The organism is Streptomyces sp. NTD91, assembly GCF_059510455.1.
This window is the reverse complement of the sequence record NZ_JCAJZW010000018.1, coordinates 23,929-40,675: the sequence shown is the minus strand read 5'-3', so window position 1 is coordinate 40,675 and position 16,747 is coordinate 23,929. Positions and strand designations below refer to the sequence as shown.

Annotated in this window: 16 protein-coding genes and 1 pseudogene; 7 read left to right on the top strand and 10 right to left on the bottom strand. The window is 68.2% G+C overall.

Features of this window, described 5'->3' with window-relative positions; genetic code table 11:
• Positions 1 to 102: 102 nt before the first annotated feature.
• The 4 genes from AC5WRT_RS19845 to AC5WRT_RS19830 all read right to left on the bottom strand — a co-directional run bounded on the left by AC5WRT_RS19845 (position 103) and on the right by AC5WRT_RS19830 (position 3,495).
• Positions 103 to 891 (bottom strand): ABC transporter permease, encoded by a 789-nt coding sequence (locus AC5WRT_RS19845; RefSeq protein WP_496094010.1) that lies wholly within the window; start codon positions 889 to 891, stop codon positions 103 to 105.
• On the bottom strand, positions 878 to 1,540 hold the full coding sequence (locus AC5WRT_RS19840; RefSeq protein ID WP_496100458.1) for an ABC transporter ATP-binding protein: 663 nt from the start codon (positions 1,538 to 1,540) through the stop codon (positions 878 to 880). The genes AC5WRT_RS19845 and AC5WRT_RS19840 overlap by 14 nt, the downstream gene beginning before the upstream one ends.
• A gap of 12 nt (positions 1,541 to 1,552) precedes the next feature.
• Positions 1,553 to 2,197 carry a TetR/AcrR family transcriptional regulator gene (locus AC5WRT_RS19835; RefSeq protein WP_496094008.1) on the bottom strand — a complete coding sequence of 215 codons (645 nt, stop codon included), beginning with the start codon at positions 2,195 to 2,197 and terminating at the stop codon, positions 1,553 to 1,555.
• Between the two features lie 797 nt (positions 2,198 to 2,994).
• On the bottom strand, positions 2,995 to 3,495 hold the full coding sequence (locus AC5WRT_RS19830; protein ID WP_496100457.1) for a nitroreductase family deazaflavin-dependent oxidoreductase: 501 nt from the start codon (positions 3,493 to 3,495) through the stop codon (positions 2,995 to 2,997).
• A gap of 168 nt (positions 3,496 to 3,663) precedes the next feature.
• Here AC5WRT_RS19830 and AC5WRT_RS19825 point away from each other — a divergent pair, with 168 nt between their 5' ends.
• Positions 3,664 to 4,752 (top strand): PP2C family protein-serine/threonine phosphatase, encoded by a 1,089-nt coding sequence (locus AC5WRT_RS19825; RefSeq protein ID WP_496094006.1) that lies wholly within the window; start codon positions 3,664 to 3,666, stop codon positions 4,750 to 4,752.
• Between the two features lie 949 nt (positions 4,753 to 5,701).
• Here AC5WRT_RS19825 and AC5WRT_RS19820 read toward each other — a convergent pair.
• Positions 5,702 to 7,381 (bottom strand): chloride channel protein, encoded by a 1,680-nt coding sequence (locus AC5WRT_RS19820; RefSeq protein ID WP_496094005.1) that lies wholly within the window; start codon positions 7,379 to 7,381, stop codon positions 5,702 to 5,704.
• A gap of 462 nt (positions 7,382 to 7,843) precedes the next feature.
• On the opposite strand from AC5WRT_RS19820, the gene AC5WRT_RS19815 reads away from it, so the two are divergent.
• Together AC5WRT_RS19815 and AC5WRT_RS19810 are read left to right on the top strand one after the other, a co-directional pair.
• Positions 7,844 to 8,563 carry a DUF4396 domain-containing protein gene (locus AC5WRT_RS19815; protein ID WP_496094004.1) on the top strand — a complete coding sequence of 240 codons (720 nt, stop codon included), beginning with the start codon at positions 7,844 to 7,846 and terminating at the stop codon, positions 8,561 to 8,563.
• Positions 8,564 to 8,916: 353 nt separating this feature from the next.
• Positions 8,917 to 9,303, top strand: a complete 387-nt coding sequence (locus AC5WRT_RS19810) for a hypothetical protein (RefSeq protein WP_496094003.1) — start codon at positions 8,917 to 8,919, stop codon at positions 9,301 to 9,303.
• Between the two features lie 675 nt (positions 9,304 to 9,978).
• Here AC5WRT_RS19810 and AC5WRT_RS19805 read toward each other — a convergent pair.
• The 5 genes and pseudogenes from AC5WRT_RS19805 to AC5WRT_RS19785 form a co-directional block, all read right to left on the bottom strand.
• Entirely contained in the window at positions 9,979 to 10,320 is a 342-nt protein-coding gene (locus tag AC5WRT_RS19805; protein WP_496094002.1) for a hypothetical protein, read from the bottom strand.
• Between the two features lie 11 nt (positions 10,321 to 10,331).
• A complete protein-coding gene (locus tag AC5WRT_RS19800; RefSeq protein ID WP_496100456.1) occupies positions 10,332 to 10,934 on the bottom strand; it encodes a hypothetical protein in 603 nt (200 codons plus the stop codon).
• Between the two features lie 38 nt (positions 10,935 to 10,972).
• Positions 10,973 to 11,581 carry an HPP family protein gene (locus tag AC5WRT_RS19795; protein ID WP_496100455.1) on the bottom strand — a complete coding sequence of 203 codons (609 nt, stop codon included), beginning with the start codon at positions 11,579 to 11,581 and terminating at the stop codon, positions 10,973 to 10,975.
• Positions 11,582 to 11,888: 307 nt separating this feature from the next.
• Positions 11,889 to 12,828: pseudogene (locus AC5WRT_RS19790) on the bottom strand (polyprenyl synthetase family protein); the annotation flags it as partial.
• 153 nt (positions 12,829 to 12,981) lie between these two features.
• The gene (locus AC5WRT_RS19785; protein ID WP_496093999.1) at positions 12,982 to 13,356 is read right to left on the bottom strand and encodes a DUF1330 domain-containing protein; all 375 of its coding nucleotides are present in this window, start codon (positions 13,354 to 13,356) and stop codon (positions 12,982 to 12,984) included.
• A gap of 196 nt (positions 13,357 to 13,552) precedes the next feature.
• Here AC5WRT_RS19785 and coxB point away from each other — a divergent pair, with 196 nt between their 5' ends.
• Genes coxB through AC5WRT_RS19765 form a run of 4 tightly spaced genes read left to right on the top strand, consistent with a single transcriptional unit; the run spans position 13,553 to position 16,741 of the window.
• Positions 13,553 to 14,218 carry a cytochrome c oxidase subunit II gene (coxB, locus tag AC5WRT_RS19780; RefSeq protein WP_496093998.1) on the top strand — a complete coding sequence of 222 codons (666 nt, stop codon included), beginning with the start codon at positions 13,553 to 13,555 and terminating at the stop codon, positions 14,216 to 14,218.
• Positions 14,215 to 15,885, top strand: coding sequence for a cytochrome c oxidase subunit I (locus tag AC5WRT_RS19775; RefSeq protein ID WP_496093997.1), 1,671 nt, complete (start codon positions 14,215 to 14,217; stop codon positions 15,883 to 15,885). Before coxB ends, AC5WRT_RS19775 begins: the two co-directional genes overlap by 4 nt.
• Positions 15,882 to 16,253 carry a hypothetical protein gene (locus tag AC5WRT_RS19770; protein WP_496093996.1) on the top strand — a complete coding sequence of 124 codons (372 nt, stop codon included), beginning with the start codon at positions 15,882 to 15,884 and terminating at the stop codon, positions 16,251 to 16,253. Before AC5WRT_RS19775 ends, AC5WRT_RS19770 begins: the two co-directional genes overlap by 4 nt.
• Complete coding sequence (locus tag AC5WRT_RS19765; RefSeq protein ID WP_496093995.1) at positions 16,250 to 16,741, top strand: hypothetical protein; 492 nt, start codon at positions 16,250 to 16,252, stop codon at positions 16,739 to 16,741. Before AC5WRT_RS19770 ends, AC5WRT_RS19765 begins: the two co-directional genes overlap by 4 nt.
• The last annotated feature ends 6 nt before the right edge of the window (positions 16,742 to 16,747 follow it).

Genomic DNA, 16,747 nt, shown 5'->3' with positions numbered 1-16,747 from the left:
AAACGGGCGAACGCCGGGGCCTTGTCCGCTTTGCGAAGTGAGAGAGCTGAGAGCCTGTTGCGGTGGCAGGAGCGGTCATCGGGGCAGCAGCCGTGGCAGCCGTCAGGTGCGGCTGCGGGTCCGGACGTGGAAGATGAGAAGTCCCACGGCGCTGAACGCGGCGGCCCAGGCGAGCCCGAGTGCGAGGTGCCCCCACAGGGCGGTGTGGTCCAGGGAGCCGCCGACGGCGAACTGCATGGGGCCGAAGGACGGGAACCACTGCAGAACAGGCTTGTTGGCGAGAGGGTTGCCCAGGGGGTTCTGCAGGAAGGTGTCCATCAGCCCGCCCATGATGATCAGGAAGAAGCCTTCCAGATCCCGTTTGACCAGGACGCCGAGGAGGAGGCCGAGGGCGCCGTAGGTGAGGGCGATGACCGTGAATCCGGCCAGCACAGCGAACCACCCGTCCGCGGGGGGCCGCCAGAAGAACAGGATGGCGAGCGCGGTGTAGAGGCCGATCGTCGTGGCGACGGCGGCGATGGCGAGCGTCTTGGCGCCGATGAGGGTGTGCTGCCGGTAGCCGGCGAAGACGAGCCGTCGGTCGAAGACGAGGGCCTTGCGTACGGCGTCGAAGACGACGAACCCGGCGATCATCGTGACGGAGTTGAGTCCCGCGGAGATCAGGGTGAGGTGGGCGCCGTCGACGTGCAGCACCTCGCCGGTCGAGTACAGCTTGAAGTCGAGCGCCTGACCAGAGGCCATGGCGTCCATCACCAGGTACCAGACGGGTACGAAGACGACGAGCAGGATTCCGGCGAGGCGGTTTCGGGTCTGGTCGCGTACCGAGAAGCGCAGTGCGGTGGGGAACTGGCGGTACCGCGGCCGGGTTGGTGAAATGTCAGGCGCCGACATGGTGGCCCTCCCGGGAAGAGGCGCGTGGCGTGAGGCGGCCGTCGGTGAGGTCGGCCAGCACGTCGAACCGGTCCTGCTCGAAGACGAGATGTGTGATGATCACGACCGCCTTGCCCCGGGCGCGAAGGTCTTCGACCAGGTCCCAGAACCGTAGATACGTCTCCCAGTCGAAGCCCTGGTACGGCTCGTCGAGGAGCAGGACGTCCGGGTCGTGGAGGAGGGCGAGTGTCAGGTTGAGCTTCTGACGGGTGCCGCCGGACAGCTGTCCGGCGGACGACTGTGCGTAACGCTCGTAGCCGAGGAGGCGGACCAGCTCATGGCCTCGGTCGGTGTCGGACAGGCGGCGGGCAGCGGCGAAGTAGCGCAGATGCTGTTCGACGGTGAGCGCCCCATTGAGGACCGGGTCCTGAGGGCAGTATCCGAGCGTGCCGGGAAGGATCACCTTGCCGCGGTCGGCAGGCAGAGTGCCGGCCAGGATCTTCAGCAGAGTTGACTTGCCGGCGCCGTTCTCTCCGACGACGGCTACGAGTTGGCCGGGGGTCACCGTCAGATCGGCTCCGCGCAGAACGGAGTGCCTGCTGCCGTAGGACTTGTGGATGTCAGTTGCCTGCAGGACGGGTGAGGGTACGAGTGTCGAGCCGGGCGCCATGCGGCGGCCTCCCTAGGGAGTGTCTCCTTGTGGTTGTGGTGGTTCCGCATTCAGCCCGCCCGCGTAGATGCTGAGCATCTCCGGCGCCCACCGGGTCATGCCGTCGGCCGACAGGGGATCCAGGCCGAGTACTTCGGTCAGGCGGTCGCGCAGCAGGAACAGGGCCAGGTCATTGGCGAGGAGCAGCGCGGCCCGGACTGCCGGGTCCCGCCCGGGAGCAGCCAGTCCGGCTGTGGCCAGGCCGTCCAGCGCGGCCCTGCTCAGGTCGTACAGCTGCCGGAACAGCACCCGCCCGGCGTCGGTGTCCGACAGCAGGAGCCGACGCAGATAGCCAGGCAGGGGGGAGCCGTCGGGGAGGTGCCGGGCGAGCGCCTCGCTCAGCGAACTCGCCCCCGCCGCGGGATCGAGCACCTTCGTGCTGCCCTCGCCCGTCAGTTCGCCGAACATCGCCTCGAAGACGTCCACAACGTGCTGGTCGACTTCCCGGCGCAGCTCCTCCTTCGACCCGAAGTGGTGCAGGACCAGACCGGGCGACACGCCCGCGGCAGACGCGATCTGCCGCACAGTGACCACCTCCGGCCCGTGCTCGGCGAACAGGCGCAGGGCCTCGTCACGGATGACCGCTCGAGCGGTCCGGTCGCCAAAGGCTGAACGCATGTGCAGCATAATAAACAATCGTTCAGTCGGAGTCCAGGGCGGAACGCGACCGGTCGTTCCCGTCTCGTCGTGCAAGGCCCCCGTCGTCCGAACGGGCGTAGGGGTGTGAGTCGCCACGGGAGTAGGTGGCCTGTCTCGGGCCTCTCTTCGTCGTTGTCTCCGCGACCCGCCGAGAAGGGCGATCGCCCGTCACTCCGTCGTGGGCCGTGTCGGTGGACAAGCGGGAGAGAGTCGTCATGATGATGACGGCTGCGGCGACCGTGGCGAGGAAGCGCCCGGGCGTCTGCGCCTCACCTGGCCTTCTGGGTGTCGGCATGCCGGACTTGGCCGTCGAACATCCGGGGCCCGCAACTCACCGACCGCTGCGGGCAGGTCCCGCCGTTGAGCATCCGGAATCCATCGCTGCGCGTGCCTCGCCGGCTCGAACGTCCGACACCTTGCCGCCGGGTCGAGATGGGGGACGAGCCGCGCGCTCAAGCGAGGAGAGTTCTCGCGGTGCGGACGCTCGGAAGGCGTCCTCGGAGTCGCCGAGGAATTGCTGCCACACGGCTTCGGTTACGGCCGAAAGAGCCTCTCCGTTGCCTCCCCTTTTCATCGCGGGATCCAACCCGCGGAGGGATGGGGCGGGCCAGTCGGCGGCCAGTGTTGCCCTGCCGGGATGTAAGGCCTCACTCCATGGCGCCGTGCGACTTCCGACGGCCGACTCGGCCCCCGGTGCAAGTCTTGCATGATGCAAAGGAGGATTCCAGCACGTTGGACAGATCGAGTACGGTTGCAGGCCGTGGGCTGAGGCGGGGTCATGCTGGTGTGGAATCGCCGCCGCCGTCCAGTCGCACGAACGGGATGGCCCTTCCGGCCTCCCTGAACCCGGCCTCACTGCCGTCCGAGGGCAAGCCCAGGAGGAGGCACAGGTGGCGAGCCGTGCGGGGGTGTCGGCGGGCGTAGCGCGCCATGATCTCGGCGCCGTCCTCCGGTGTGAGGAAGTGTGCTGTGACGGCATGGTGGCGGTTGCGCACCTGGATCAGGGTCTTCGGCTGCGCGTGGAGGTTGCGGTACCAGGCCGCCTTCGGCCCGAAGCCCGAAGCGACGGTCCAGCTGCCGTTCGTCCGTTCCACCACTTCGAGGACCACTCGCCGGTCGAGTCCGGTGACGCGGCCTGTGTGGTGCAGCAAGAGCAGCCGCTCGCCGAAGATCCATCCCAGCCCTCCACGGAAGAGGAGAATCGGCAATCGTGCTGTGAACCTCTTCCAGCCCGAGGGGAGTCGGGGTGGCTCGTGCACGGTCTTCCTGCGGAGCATCTTCGCCTTCCAGAGAGTCGGACATGTCGGCTCTCGGCTCTCTTGGGTAAAGGCCGAGGGGGAGGTAGCCCCCGCGAGGCAACCTTTGCATAGTCTAAAGGGGGGAGGGCGTCTGTGCCGAGAGCAATCGGGCGGCTCTCGAGTGCTGTGGGCCTGCTGGAGGACGTCATGATCGTGCACAGACGGGGAATCGGTTCCGTGATGCTGTCCTGGTTGCCAATGGCGGCGATGGCAACGGTGGCCACGGCCGATGTCGTTGCCGGTCCGGGGGTGGGGCTCCTGCCGTTGGTGTCGCTCGGGCCGGCGTTCTCGGGCCTCATCGGTGGATGGCGGCGTACCGCGCTGATCGGTGGGGCAGCCCTTTTGCTCTGTGTGTGCCTCGGCCTGTATGACGGCCTCTTCGAAGAGCGCCGGGGATTCACGGCGATGGCATCCGTGGCGGGGGTCACAGGCGCGGGGATCGTCGCAGCCGTCATGCGCTCGCGCCGTGAGGCGGAGCTGGCCAGCGTGAAGTCGATCGCCGAGGTTGCCCAGCGGGTCCTTCTCCGGCCGGTGCCGCGGACCGCGGGGCAGCTCCAGGCGGCGGTGTCGTACACCTCGGCGGTCGCGGAAGCGCGCATCGGCGGCGATCTGTACGAGGTGGTGGCCTCACCACACGGGATCCGGGTGATCGTGGGGGACGTCCAGGGCAAGGGTCTGGCCGCGGTGGAGACGGCCGCCGTGGTGTTGGGTGCCTTCCGTGAGGCGGCCCATGACGAGCCCGACCTGGTCGGGCTGGGAGAACGGCTGGAGCGGAGCGTGGCCCGGGAACTGGAGGGGGAGAAGTTCGTGACCGCGGTGCTCGCCGAGTTCGGACTGGGGCACGAGGTCGTGTTCCTCAATCACGGACATCCCGCTCCGATGGTCGTCCGTGGGGACGGAGACGTCGACTTCCCGGAGCCGCCTTCCTACGCCCTCCCGTTGGGCCTGGGCGCTCACGGGAGCGAAGGCCCCAAGCCGTACCGCGTGGGTTTCGCGCCCGGCGATCAGCTCCTGCTGTACACGGACGGAGTCACCGAGGCCAGGGACCCGCACGGCTCCTTCTATCCCCTTGGTGATCGGGCGGAGCTGTTGCATCAGCCCGACGCGGACAGAGCCCTGGAGGCTCTGCGAGAGGACCTGGTACGGCATGCGGGCGGGCCCCTCCACGATGACGCCGCGATGCTGCTGCTTCGGTACCACGGTCATGCCGACGGAAATGCGGTTCGCATTGGGTGAGAGCCCGGGTGCGGTGCATATCGCGGCCTGAGGCTGCGTAGTGGTCGGATCGCGTTGCGCCTGCCGGGTGCCCTGTGTATCTGCTGGTCCGCTGTGGTGAAGGAGCGGCGCCCTGGCCGCAATCAGCCGTGAATCCTTCCCTGGTCACAGGTGGCCGATTCTGGCAGGACCATGCCCCCGCAGGACCGCCATCTCGGACATGGCTGACCGACAGTGCCGCCGCGGCAGCGGGCGGCCTGGCGGCAGTGGGGCTGATCACAGAGCTCGGCGGGGGAGATCAGGGCGCTGCAGCCGACCGTGGTTCGGTCCGTGTCGCCCGCTTCCTGGGCAGCAGTTCCGTTCCAGCCACAGTAGTTGCCCCGGCCGTCCTGTGAGCCGATTCCGATCAATTCGATGCGGGGGTGCTGCAAAACAGAATCGCGCCTCCCGGCCTTTCGGCTGGGCACTGCGCTCACCGGTGGGCAGGTGTCGCCGGTGCTTCAGTCATCCTTGGCCTACGTAAAGATTGGGTGAGGCCGTCTTGTCCTCTGCGGGACTCCGTATGCCCCGCACCTGCCCTCGGTCCCAGTGCAACGGAGACCGAGGGCGCGGATCGACGAGGTCACCTTTCGTGCAGTCGTGCCGCTGCCACCCGCCCCGGTCGCATGATGCGTATATTGCGACCCTCGCAGGCGGGGCAGCGGGGTGCCTGTAGCGGTGAAGCCACCAGCCTGCCGTCGAGGTGGTAGGTGGCGACGAGCTGCCCGTTGCCGTCCACAGTGACGTCGATGTCGTATGTGCTCTCCCAGCCGTGTCCGCAGTTGAGACACGCGAACGAGTAGGCCCGCTGGACGTGCTCCGTGCCCACAGGTTCACCTCCCTGGAACGGTTCGTCCTTCGAGAGTCCTCTACCCATTCTTGCATCACGCAACATGGTTTGGGCGGGCCTGACCTGTGATGTCTGCGGAGGCTATGCGGATGAGTGCACGGCGCGCAGTGCACTCTGGTGGCTGAGCCAGCCCACGGGCTTGCCCTGTTCGCCGTCGAGGACGGGGACTCCGGTGCCGGCGGCCGACAGCAGGGTGTGCAGAGCCTGTGCGAGTGGCTGATCGGTCGTGACCGGAGCCGGTGGCTCGGCGAGCTGTTCCACTGTCGACGGCGCGGCGTCCGGTTGTTCCGCGAGGGCTTCGGCCACTGCCTGGGCCGTGACGACACCGACGTACTCGCCGGTGTCGTCGACGACCGGGAGCGCTCCGTGGCCGGAGAGGCTCAGCAGGTCGGCGGCATCCGCCAGGGCTGTGGTCGAGGACAGGGGAGAGGGCAGCGGTTCCATGACTGCGCCGACGTGCTGGGTGCCGATCCGCGCGCCCGGTGCCGGGCCCTCCAGGTCGATACCGCGGCGCCGCAGCTTGAGCGTGTAGATGGTGTCCCGCGACAGCAGGTGGCTCACCGCGGTGGCCAGGACGATGGCCAGCATCAGCGGCAGGATGATCGAGTATTCGCCGGTCAGCTCGAAGAGGATCACCACGGCGGTGATCGGTGCCCGCGCGCCGCCGGCGAAGGTGGCACCCATGCCGATCAGGGCGTACGCGCCGACCGCGCCGGCGGTGCCGGGCATCAGGTGATGGACGCCGATGCCGTATCCGGAGCCGAGCATCGCGCCGATGAAGAGGCTGGGCGCGAAGACGCCGCCCGAGCCGCCGATGCCAATGGTCAGGCTGGTCGCCAGCATCTTGCCGACCAGCAGAAGGAGCAGGAATCCGATCGCGTAGCGGCCTTCGGTCGCCTTCTGCAGGACCGGGTAGCCGACTCCGTACATTTCCGGGAGGGCCAGGAGCACCAGGCCGAGGGCGAGTCCGCCGACGGCCGGGCGCAGCCACTCCGGGCCGCGCCAGACCCAGTCGCAGGCGTCCTCGATCAGGTAGAGAACGTGGGTGAAGCCCATGCCGACCACGGCGGCGATGACGCCGAGCAGTGCGAACAGGCCGTACTGCGCCAGATTGTCGACGTGGAAGTCCGGCAGGTTGAGGAAAGGCGTGTTGCCGAAGGCGGCTCGCCCTATGACGCTGGCGGTGACGCTGGCCAGCACGGTCGCGCCGAACGCCTCGGCCGAGAAGGTGCCCAGGATCAGTTCCATGGCGAAGAAGACGCCGGCCAGGGGCGCGTTGAAGGTGGCGGCGATGCCGCCCGCTGCCCCGCACGCGACCAGAAGCTTCATCCGTCCCTCGGTCACCTTGGTGAGGCGGCCGAGGGTGGAGCCGAGCGCGGAGCCGATCTGGACGATCGGGCCCTCGCGGCCCACCGAACCGCCCGCGCCGATGCACAGGGCGGAGGCGAGCGTCTTGACGACGGCCACCTTGGGGCTGATCCGGCCGCCGCGCTGGGCGACCGCCAGCATCACCTCGGGCACGCCGTGCCCGCGGGCCTCCTTGGCGAACCGGTTGACCAGCGGGCCGTACAGCAGGCCGCCGATCACCGGGACGAGCAGCACGAAGTACGGGCCCAGCCAGGGCACGTGTGGATTGCTCGCGCCGGGAGAGGCCGCATAGTCGGCATGGCCGGACAGCAGACGGGTGAAGGTCTTGATGCACCAGCGGAAGACGACCGAGCCCGCGCCCGCTCCCGCACCGACCACCACGGCCAGTGCCATGACACCCCACGAGGCGTTGCGCAGACCCGCGAGCCCTCGTGCGGGTGTGGCGCCGCTCGTTGCGGATACGGAACCTTGCTTACTGACCGTCGCTGCCGGAGTGGCACTCATCGATTCCCCTTTCTTACTTTTGCAGTATGCAAAAGAGGGCGAGGAGATGCGAGTGTTGTCCGCCTGCCGGGACGGTGACGTCTGAGACGTGAGATCCAGCGGCTGCATGCTGTAACGAAGCCCTTGCCATCCGTTGCTATGAACTGCAGCTCTGCCAAGAGTGCAAGGCCAACCCATGGCAGGTTCGACTGCTTCCCACCTACCTGGTGTCAGGCGCCAGGGGTCCTCAGGGTGAGCATCATGCCGCCTCGGCGCGTGCCCCGATCCGTCAGGGTGGCGTCAGGGGTGCGTCAAAAACCTGTGCCGGGTGGGCGGGGCTGCCGTACGAGCCGGGAAGGTGGGTGTGCGGTGATGAGGGTCGCCGTCCGCGGAGCCGGGATCGCGGGACTCGCCTTGGCCGGCCGCCTGCGCAATGTGCTCGGCTGGGAGGTCCTGGTCCTGGAGAAGGCTTCACAACCTCATATCGATGGGCACGTGATCGATTTTTGCGGGCCGGGACACGACGCGGCCGAGGCCATGAGCACTGCCGTGGCTGGAAGAGCTCAGCCCCCCCGGTCAGTGGTGCTGCTTGGTAGGGCCCTGTACGCCGACTTCGTGCCGGACTTTGTCTTTGCCTGGACTCTGGGCGTGGTCTTCCAGTACTTCACGATCGTGCCGGTGCGCGATGTCGGCCGAGCCGAAGGGATCCGGGCCGCGATCAAGGCCGACACCCTCGCGATCCTCGCCTTCCAGGTGGGCCTCTTTCTCGGCATGTGGGTGTACCAGGACGTCGTCTTCCCTCCTGGCCTGCCGAAGACGTCGGCTGCGTACTGGATGTCGATGCAGGTGTCGATGGTGATCGGCTTCTTCACCGCTTGGCCGGTGAATGTTCGGCTGGTCAGGGCAGGTCTGAAGGACGGATGTGAGCCCATACCGACGCCGCATATCCCGGTTCGCCCACCCAGGCGAAGACTCCGCTCAGCCGTTTGGGGCCGAAGCGCGGGGAGACTTCTGACACTGCACGCACTAGGGCGTGTTTCGAAAGTAGCGTCGTCCGCCCGGACCAGACGGGACTTTCGAAACACGCCCTAGATCCAGCCGCCACTGAGAGCGGTGCGGACCACCGAGGAGTCGGTTCCCATGAAGTCAGTGTTCCGAACCAAGCGGGAGTGTCGGTACGAGTACGTGAAGGGCGGCGCCCAGGAAACGCAGGCCGCTGCGCGATGTAGCAAGGCAACGGCCGCTTGGACGCTCAAAGGGCAGTGCTCCCGACTGCACAGGGGAAGTCCTCTCAGCGTGGTTCGGACGGGTCGCGCCTTTCCCCGCAGGACGCCGGATGCGGGGGGTTCGTCCGGCACAGGCCCCTCCGCTCGCACCAGCCCCGACCTCTTGGCTGCCACTGAAGCGCCGGTCTTCTCTCCAGACGCGTGCGGTGGCGAGACTCGATGAGGAGGCGCAAGAAAAGGAAGGGGGAGGAGCGAGTCCGTCTCGAGCTGTGCGACCTCTGTGCGGCGACCTTCCCCGAAGACGAGTCCGTCCAGGGGTACGTGCCCGACTCCTCGTCCGTGAGTCCTCGGAACGACTGGTTCGACGGCCTGCGGCTCATCACTGCATGCACGCCGCAGCATTTCGCTGTGCTGCGCCAGGCCTACCTGCATCGACCCTTCGCACAGGAGGAACTCTGGGCGGCGAAGATCACGCGCGCCCTGACCGGCGGCACGCCCGTCCTCACCTTCGAGGAGCTGGGATGCCGGACTGGTCTGCACGAGCCGGAGATCAGGCGCGCCATCGCCTGGCACAACGAGCACGGTGGGTGGCGGACAGCGCGATGACGAGGTCCTTCTCACGTGGGCATGGTCCGGTGCCGTCACAGCCCTCCGCGCCGCTACGGCGCAGGCGCTGACCATGGGATTTCTCGAGGGCGCCGACAGCTTCGAGAGACGGCACCGCTGGGTGGGCCTGCCGCTCGCCGTCGCGCAGATTAGGAGGACTTAAGATCGAGCCGGCGGAGCCGGCCCAGGGCGAAGTCGGTCGGTTCCCGGTCGGCCCGGGGCCGGATGAGATCTGCGGGAAACGCCGTGGCGGACGCTTGCCCTGACACATGTGAGAGTCGGGGGGCGTCGCGGACGTTGAGGACCATGCGCCAACCCCCTTCGGCGGCCAGTCGACGGGTGACTGCAGCACCGATCCCGGAGGCGGCGCCGGTGATGAGCGCCGTGCCTCGGAAGGCACTGGCACCACTTGCGGTGTGCGCGTGTTTTTGCGGGGCGGACCCCGCTGTTGTGGTCGGGGCTTCGGCACACAAGGGGCCGTGGGGCTCGGGGGACCTCGCTGCGCTGGCGGACCTTTGAGCGGGGCTGAACCGCGACCGCTCTGAATCCCGGCGGGCTGAGCGTTCAGTGGGATGTCCCGACCATCTGATGTTGAAACGGCCGTCCGGAGGGCCCGACGGTGACGGGCAGAGCCGGCAATGGGTCCTGTGAACGCCCGCAGCTTCTTGTATGGGCCTACTCGAAGGTCGAAGCCGTGTGGACCGTGCAGAGCCCTCCCGAGGCAAAGGCCCCGGCGACTACGAGATCGACGCATGCCGCCGCGCGCCACCGCTCGCTGCACACCGCAAGCCCGGCCATTGTGGCGGTGTGCAGGACATCGGGCAGAACCGCCCATGCGGCCGGCAACACTCCGGCGGCCGTTGCGAGCCCCTGGACGACGTGGCGGACTCCCAGCACGCGTACGACAGCGTCGGCGGTGGCGTCGGCCGGTGTGCGCGGACAGCGGCGCAGTACCGCGTCCGGGGCAGCGGTCAGGACGGTTCCCCAGGCGATACGCGCGACGGCCATGGCGACCACGGGGGACCGCCTCATCGTGGGCTGCCCGAAGGGGAAGCGGGTGGACTGGCCGGCTCGCTCGGAATGGTTGAGTTGCCCGGAACGGTGCTGCTGTGCACGACCTCGGACGTCACGGCGTCGATCTGGTTGATGTACGTCTGTCCCCCCTGGACGGTCGCGATCGTGACCGACCAGACCGTCCGCCCCTGGTAGCCGTTCTCCAGGCTGACGTCGGTGACCTTGCCGAAGTCCGGTTGCTTCACCTTGTCCACCGCGTCCTCCGGTAGGACTTTTGCCGACGCGACGAGCGCGGCGATGCGTGACTTCTGGTCCGGTGACTGACGGGCCGGTACCGAGGCGTTCAGGAAACGTCCGTGGATGGCGTCCACGCGTACATCGTGCACCGTGCCGTTCTTCTCAGCGACCCGGGTCAGCCAGACAGGACCGGGAGTTGAGACGTTGGTGACACGAACTGAAAGCAACGTGGTGCCGGGCACCTCGGACAGCGCGGTGAGCACTGCCCGGTCGTACCGTGTCTCGACCTGTGGCAGGGCCGAGGGCCGGTGTTCCGGTGGCGGGCCTTCGCAGGCAGTGCCGACCACCAGCAACGCCCCTGTCACCAGGAAAGCGGCCATGGTCGACGCAGTCCTGGTGGGGTACCTTCTCGTGCGGGTCATGCGTGCCTCCTGGTCTCGGTCCTCGGCTCGGACTCCGGACGTGAGTGCGTCGGTCCGGGCGGAGGAAGCAGGCAGGGTGGTACGTCAGCCTCCGTCATCCCCGCCCGGCCCCGGGAAGAGGTCGCGGCGGTGAGCAGCGGGGCGATGGCCGGCACGAGGGCGAGTCCGACCATCAGCCCGTACCGGGGCGGTCCGGGCTTGGTGATGCCGGAGGTGATGAGCAGGGCCGTGGCGGCGGCAGGGGCGTGGTGCGTTCCGAGCACGTGGAGCACGAAGAGGGTGAGGCCCACGGCGAGAGCCTGAGCGCCGATCTGCGGAGCGGTGTCGTGGTGCTGCTCGGCGACGGAGGAGTGGCTCCACAGGCCGAAGGCGGCCAGGCACGTCAGACTGATGGCGATCGCCGCGGTATGGCCGGTCACGGCGCTGCGGAGCCGGGCGGTCACCGATTCCGGGTGGGCGAGCAGCAGGTACGCCGTCGGGCCCAGTGTCGTGGTCGGCGCGACCCAGCCGATGAGGTTGCCGATGGCACCGGTCCCTGCGAGCAGCAGGGCGGACAGGACGAACAATCGCAGGCCACCGAGCAGGCGGATCGGCGCGCTGCTCAAGGGACCGGACCGGCGCGCTGCTTGCTCCTGGTACGCGTTCACGCGAACCTGGCCGAGGCGCCGACGAAGATGGCTGGAAGATCTCCGGTGTTCATGTTGGGCCTCCTCTGGATCGGGGTGTCCGGGTATCCGCACGCCGCAGGCGTCAAGCAGGGGACGGCTGCTGAGCAGCCGAGCCGGCCGCGTCCGCGATGGTCATTCCGCGGCGCAGCCGCCAGTCCACTGCCTGGGCGATAGGCGGCAGCAGTGTGCTCGCGGGTTGCCGGCTGTCGGGGCCGGCGGCAGGAGTAGGGGGATGACCACCCGGTCACTTCTCGCGGCCGGACAGCAACTCGGCGAGCTGCGTCAAGGAGTTGCGCACGCTTTCCGGCAGGGGTACCTCACCCAGTGCGGCCAGGGCAGCGGCGTGCTGGCGGTCCGCCTCTTCGTGTGCTCGTGCACGGCCGCCGGCCTCCTGGATCAGCGCTGCCTGCAGCCCGAGATCCTGCTCGTCGTACTGTTCCCTACCGTCCGAGGCAGGCGCCCGGAGTCCCGCAGCGCCCGCGAGTGCGGCGTCGGCGGAAAGCATCGCGGCGAGCCGGTTCGACGCCGCCCGCCGGCGCTGAGGGCCGCCACCACGGGCAGCGTCTTCTTGCGCCGCCACAGGTCGGACCACCTCGGCTTGCCGGTGATCCGAGGATCGCCCCAGATGCCGAGAAGGTCATCCACGGCTTGGAAGGCAAGACCCAGATGGTGGCCGTACCGCCCGAGCGCATCGGCTTGGCATCGGAAGCGCCGCCCAGGACGGCGCCGACAGACGCGGCGCAGGAGAGCAAGGCGCCGGTCCTGTCACCGGTCATGGCCAGCTATTCACCCAGTGTCACCTTCTGGCGACGCTCGAAGGCGAGATCAACGGTCTGCCCGTCAACCAGTCTGCGGACCGCGATCGCCAGCCGTTGGGCGGCACATGCGGCCTCGTCGTTCCCGATCTCCAGCAGGATCTCGTCGGCCAGCGCCAGAAGTGCGTCTTCGGCAAGCACCGCCTGGGCGGTGCCGAACACCTTCCACACGGTCGGCCGGTGCCGACGCCGCTCGTCACCGTCCATGACGTCGTCGTGGACGAGCGAGAAGTTGTGGACCAACTCCACGGCGGCCGCACCGGGCAGCCAGACCTGTACGGGGGCCTCGAAAGCCTCTCCCGAGAGCATGGCCAGGGCCGGGCGCAGGCCTTTGCCCGCGTCCTGGTCGGCCCGGCGCCCCCTCGGCTCTGGGTCCTGCGTCGTCTGATCGCCGTAGCGGAGAGTTGACGCTGGAAGTCCATAACGGTCTCTCCCGTCCGGCGATACGACGGCTCGCACGCACCCGGGGTCTCGCAGTACCCCTGCTCGGCGCGCTGACGCCCTGCGCCGGTAGGCTCGCCGTCAGATCCCCGCGTCCCACTCGCTCGTGGGCTGAAGGACTGCCTCCACCAGCGCACGGGTGCGCAGTTCGGTGACCGTCCGGTACTCCGGGTCGGCGACCATGCGGCTGAACGCCGTACGGCTCGGGTAACGGACCAGAACCACTGCGTCCCATGCTTGACCGGCCTCGGCGACCAGCGCGGTTCCGCCCGTGCCGGCGTAGAGAACCTCCGCTCCGTAGCGGGGCAGGAACGTCTCCTGCAGGCGTCGTGCGTACTCCTGGTACAGAGCCCTGCCGCCCGGCGCGAACCGCAGCAGATTCATCATGACCACGGGCCCACCGGGGTCTTCGGCCAGCATCGCCTTCAGATCGCCGCCAGCGGGATCGATCGCCACGGAAGTCTCCTTCACGGATGCGCGGATGGCGGTACTCCGGCCATTGGGCCGACGGGCTCAGCATACCGGCTGGTATGTCCCGGCCGGCAAGTCCTTCCGCCACTGGACTCGACGATGCTGCCGGCGTGCAGGCTTCAAAAGCCGCGCGCCGGGGCACTCCCGCACGCCGTACCGGCTGAGCGGAGGGAAGCGACGTATGAACCAACGGCATGTCTTCGGCGATGTCTTCACCCTGGAGACGGCTATCGCATCCTTCGTCTTCGTGGCGGTCCTCGCACTGCTGACCATCGCCGTCATCCGGCGCCGGGCCGGAACCGGCAGGAAGCCGTCTCAGACAGCGGAACACAACCGATTGGAGACCTCCTACCTCGGCATGCTTGCCGCCGTCGCCGTCTTCCTCGTCGTCTACACCGCCCTGGCCAACCACCGAGAGCTCCAGACGCAGGCGGGCCAGCCGACCGCCCGCGTCGACGTGACCGGGTTCCAGTGGTGCTGGAAGTTCAGCTATCCGGGCGCCGCCGCACAGCGCACCGTCTCCGTACAGGGGAACTGCCGAAACAAGCAGTTCCCCACCCTCGTCGTGCCCACCGGTACAACCATCAAGATCCGGGTCACCTCGAGGGACGTCATCCACTCGATGTGGATCCCGGCCCTGCGCTACAAGATGGACGCCTTTCCGAACCACCAGAACACGTTCACCCTGACGTTCGACCGGGCCGGGCGATGGCGCGGCAGGTGCGCGGAGTTCTGCGGCCAGCGCCACAAGTCGATGGACTTCTGGGTGAAGGCCGTGTCACCCGACGAGTACCGCAAGTGGCTCAGCACGCAGGCGGCCGGTACCGCTCCCGGGGCCGCCGCATGACCACCGATCAGCAGGCCACCGCCCAAGCCCCCGGCCATACCCGAGCCGGCAGTCGCCTGACGTCCCTGACCTCGACCGATCACAAGCGCATCGGGCTGCTGACCATCGCGACTTCCCTCGTCCTCATGTCGCTGGTCGGAGTAATCGCCCTGTTGATGCGCAGCCAGCTCGCCCTGCCCGACGAGACGTTCCTGGACGCGCACGTCTACAACCAGCTCTTCACCATCCACGGCTCGGGCATGATCTACATGGTCATGACGCCATTCGCTCTTGGTCTCGGCGTCTACCTGGTGCCGCTGCAGATCGGCGCGCCGGGCATCGCCATGCCGCGCACCACGCTGATGGGTTACTGGCTCTACGTGTGCGGCGCCGTGACGATGCTGTCCGGCTTCGCGGCCTCCGAGGGAGCCGCCTCCAGTGGCTGGTTCTCCTACCCGCCCCTGGCCGACAGCCAGCACTCGCCCTCCGTCGGCACGGATCTGTGGATCGTCGGCGTGTTCCTCGCGGTCACCGGCACCATCCTCATCGGCTGGACCGTGCTCTGGACGGTGCTGCGCAAACGGGCGCCGGGCATGACGATGATGCGGATGCCCGTCTTCTCCTGGTCCATGGTGGCCACCTGCCTGATGGTCGTCGGCTCCTTTCCGGCACTGCTCGCCGCCCTGGTGATGCTCGCGGTGGGCCGGGTCGATCCCGCGGTCTTCGCGTCCAACGTGTGGAACATCGGCTACCAGCACATCTTCTGGTTCTACGGCCATCCGGTCGTCTACGTGATGTTCTTCCCCTACCTGGCCGCGGTGGGCGAAGTACTCGCCGTCTTCTCCGGCCGCCGCTTCTTTGGCTACAAGGGGACCGTTCTGGCGCTGCTGACCTTCGCCGCGCTGTCGATGAGCGTCTGGGGCCACCACATGTTCGCCACCGGTCAGGCTGCGAACGACTACTACTCCCTGACCTCGATCTGCCTGCTCATCCCGGCCGGGATCGAGTACTTCTCGCTGATCGGCACCATCCTGGGCGGGCGGCTGGTCTTCCGTGCTCCGATGCTCTTCGCCCTGGCGTTCATCCCGCAGTTTCTGATCGGCGGCCTCACCGGGATCATGGTCGGTACACCGGTGATCGACTACCACGTCACCGACAGCTACTTCGTCGTGGCCCACCTGCACTACGTCCTGTTCGCCGGCAGCGCCTTCGGCCTGTTCGCGGCGGTCTACTACTGGTTCCCCAAGGCCACCGGCGTCTTCCTCCGGGAGGGCCTGGGCAAGCTGCACTTCTGGCTGCTCGTCGTGGGTACGAACCTGACCTTCCTGCCCATGTTCGGGCTGGGCTACCTCGGCATGCCGCGCAGGGTCTACACCTACGACGCGGTGGACGGGTTCGGGTGGCTGAACCTGCTGTCCAGCTGCGGTGCCGGTGTGCTGGCGATAGGGATGCTGGTATTCATGTTCAACGTCCTGGAGTCGCTGCGCAGCAAGCGGCCCGCCGGCGACGACCCGTGGGGCGGTCAGACCCTGGAATGGGCCACATCGTCGCCTCCACCGGAGGTCAACTTCACCCCCGGGCACCCGCTGCCCCCGATCACCAGCTACGCCCCGCTGCTCGACCTGAAGAAACAGAGGCGGGGGGGCGCCGAGGACACCTCCGCAGCCGGCGAGGGATGCCACCCATGATCAAGAAATATCCGGGTTGGGCCGTGATGGCGGCCTGGGGACTCTTCAACGGCATTCTTGCGGCTGTCCTCGCCGTCTACCACGGCCACATCATCCCCCTCATGCTGTACGTCGGCGCGGTCGTCCTGCTCGAGCTCGCCGCCGTGCCGGTCCTGGTCTCCGCTCGACGCAATCCCCAGGGACAGGTGCACCAGACTCTCGGGGTGCGGGGCGCCGTAGCGCTCCCGCTCATGGCCGTCGGCCTCACTCTGGCCCTGCTCACCCTCGCGTACGGACCCTGGATGCTGTCCCTGGCGGTTCCGCTGCTCCTGGTGGCGTTCGCCGTGGGGGTGCACCGCGGGGCCTGGCGGAAGGGAGGTTCGTCATGACCGGTATGGGCGTCCTGAACCCGGTGACCCTCACCATGACCTCTTCAGGGCTGCTCGTGGCAGCCGGGGCCCCCACCCTGATCCACTTCACGCGCGCATGGGCCGGGTGGCGGACCATCTCCCTGCCTGCCGCGGTGGCCCTGCCCCTGTTCGTCGTCCTGCACGCGGCTGTCGTCCTGACCGAGCCGTTCGTGCCCTCAGGGCTGGCCCGGCTCGCCGTCGAGGCGCTCTTGCTGTGCGCATCGACGCTGTACTGGCTGCCCGTCCTCGGCACACGACACCGGCTCAGCGATCCGGCGCGTTCCGTGTACCTCTACCTGTCGATGCCGCTGCTGGACCTGCCCGCAGTGGTGATGGTTGCGCTGGGCCACACAGCAGGAGGACTGGCCATGGTCGCGGCCATGCTGCCGATCGGCCTGGCGGCTCTCGGTATCACCTGGCGCTGGATCACCCAGGAGGAACGCCTGGCGGAAGCCGGCGCCGAGTGACCGACC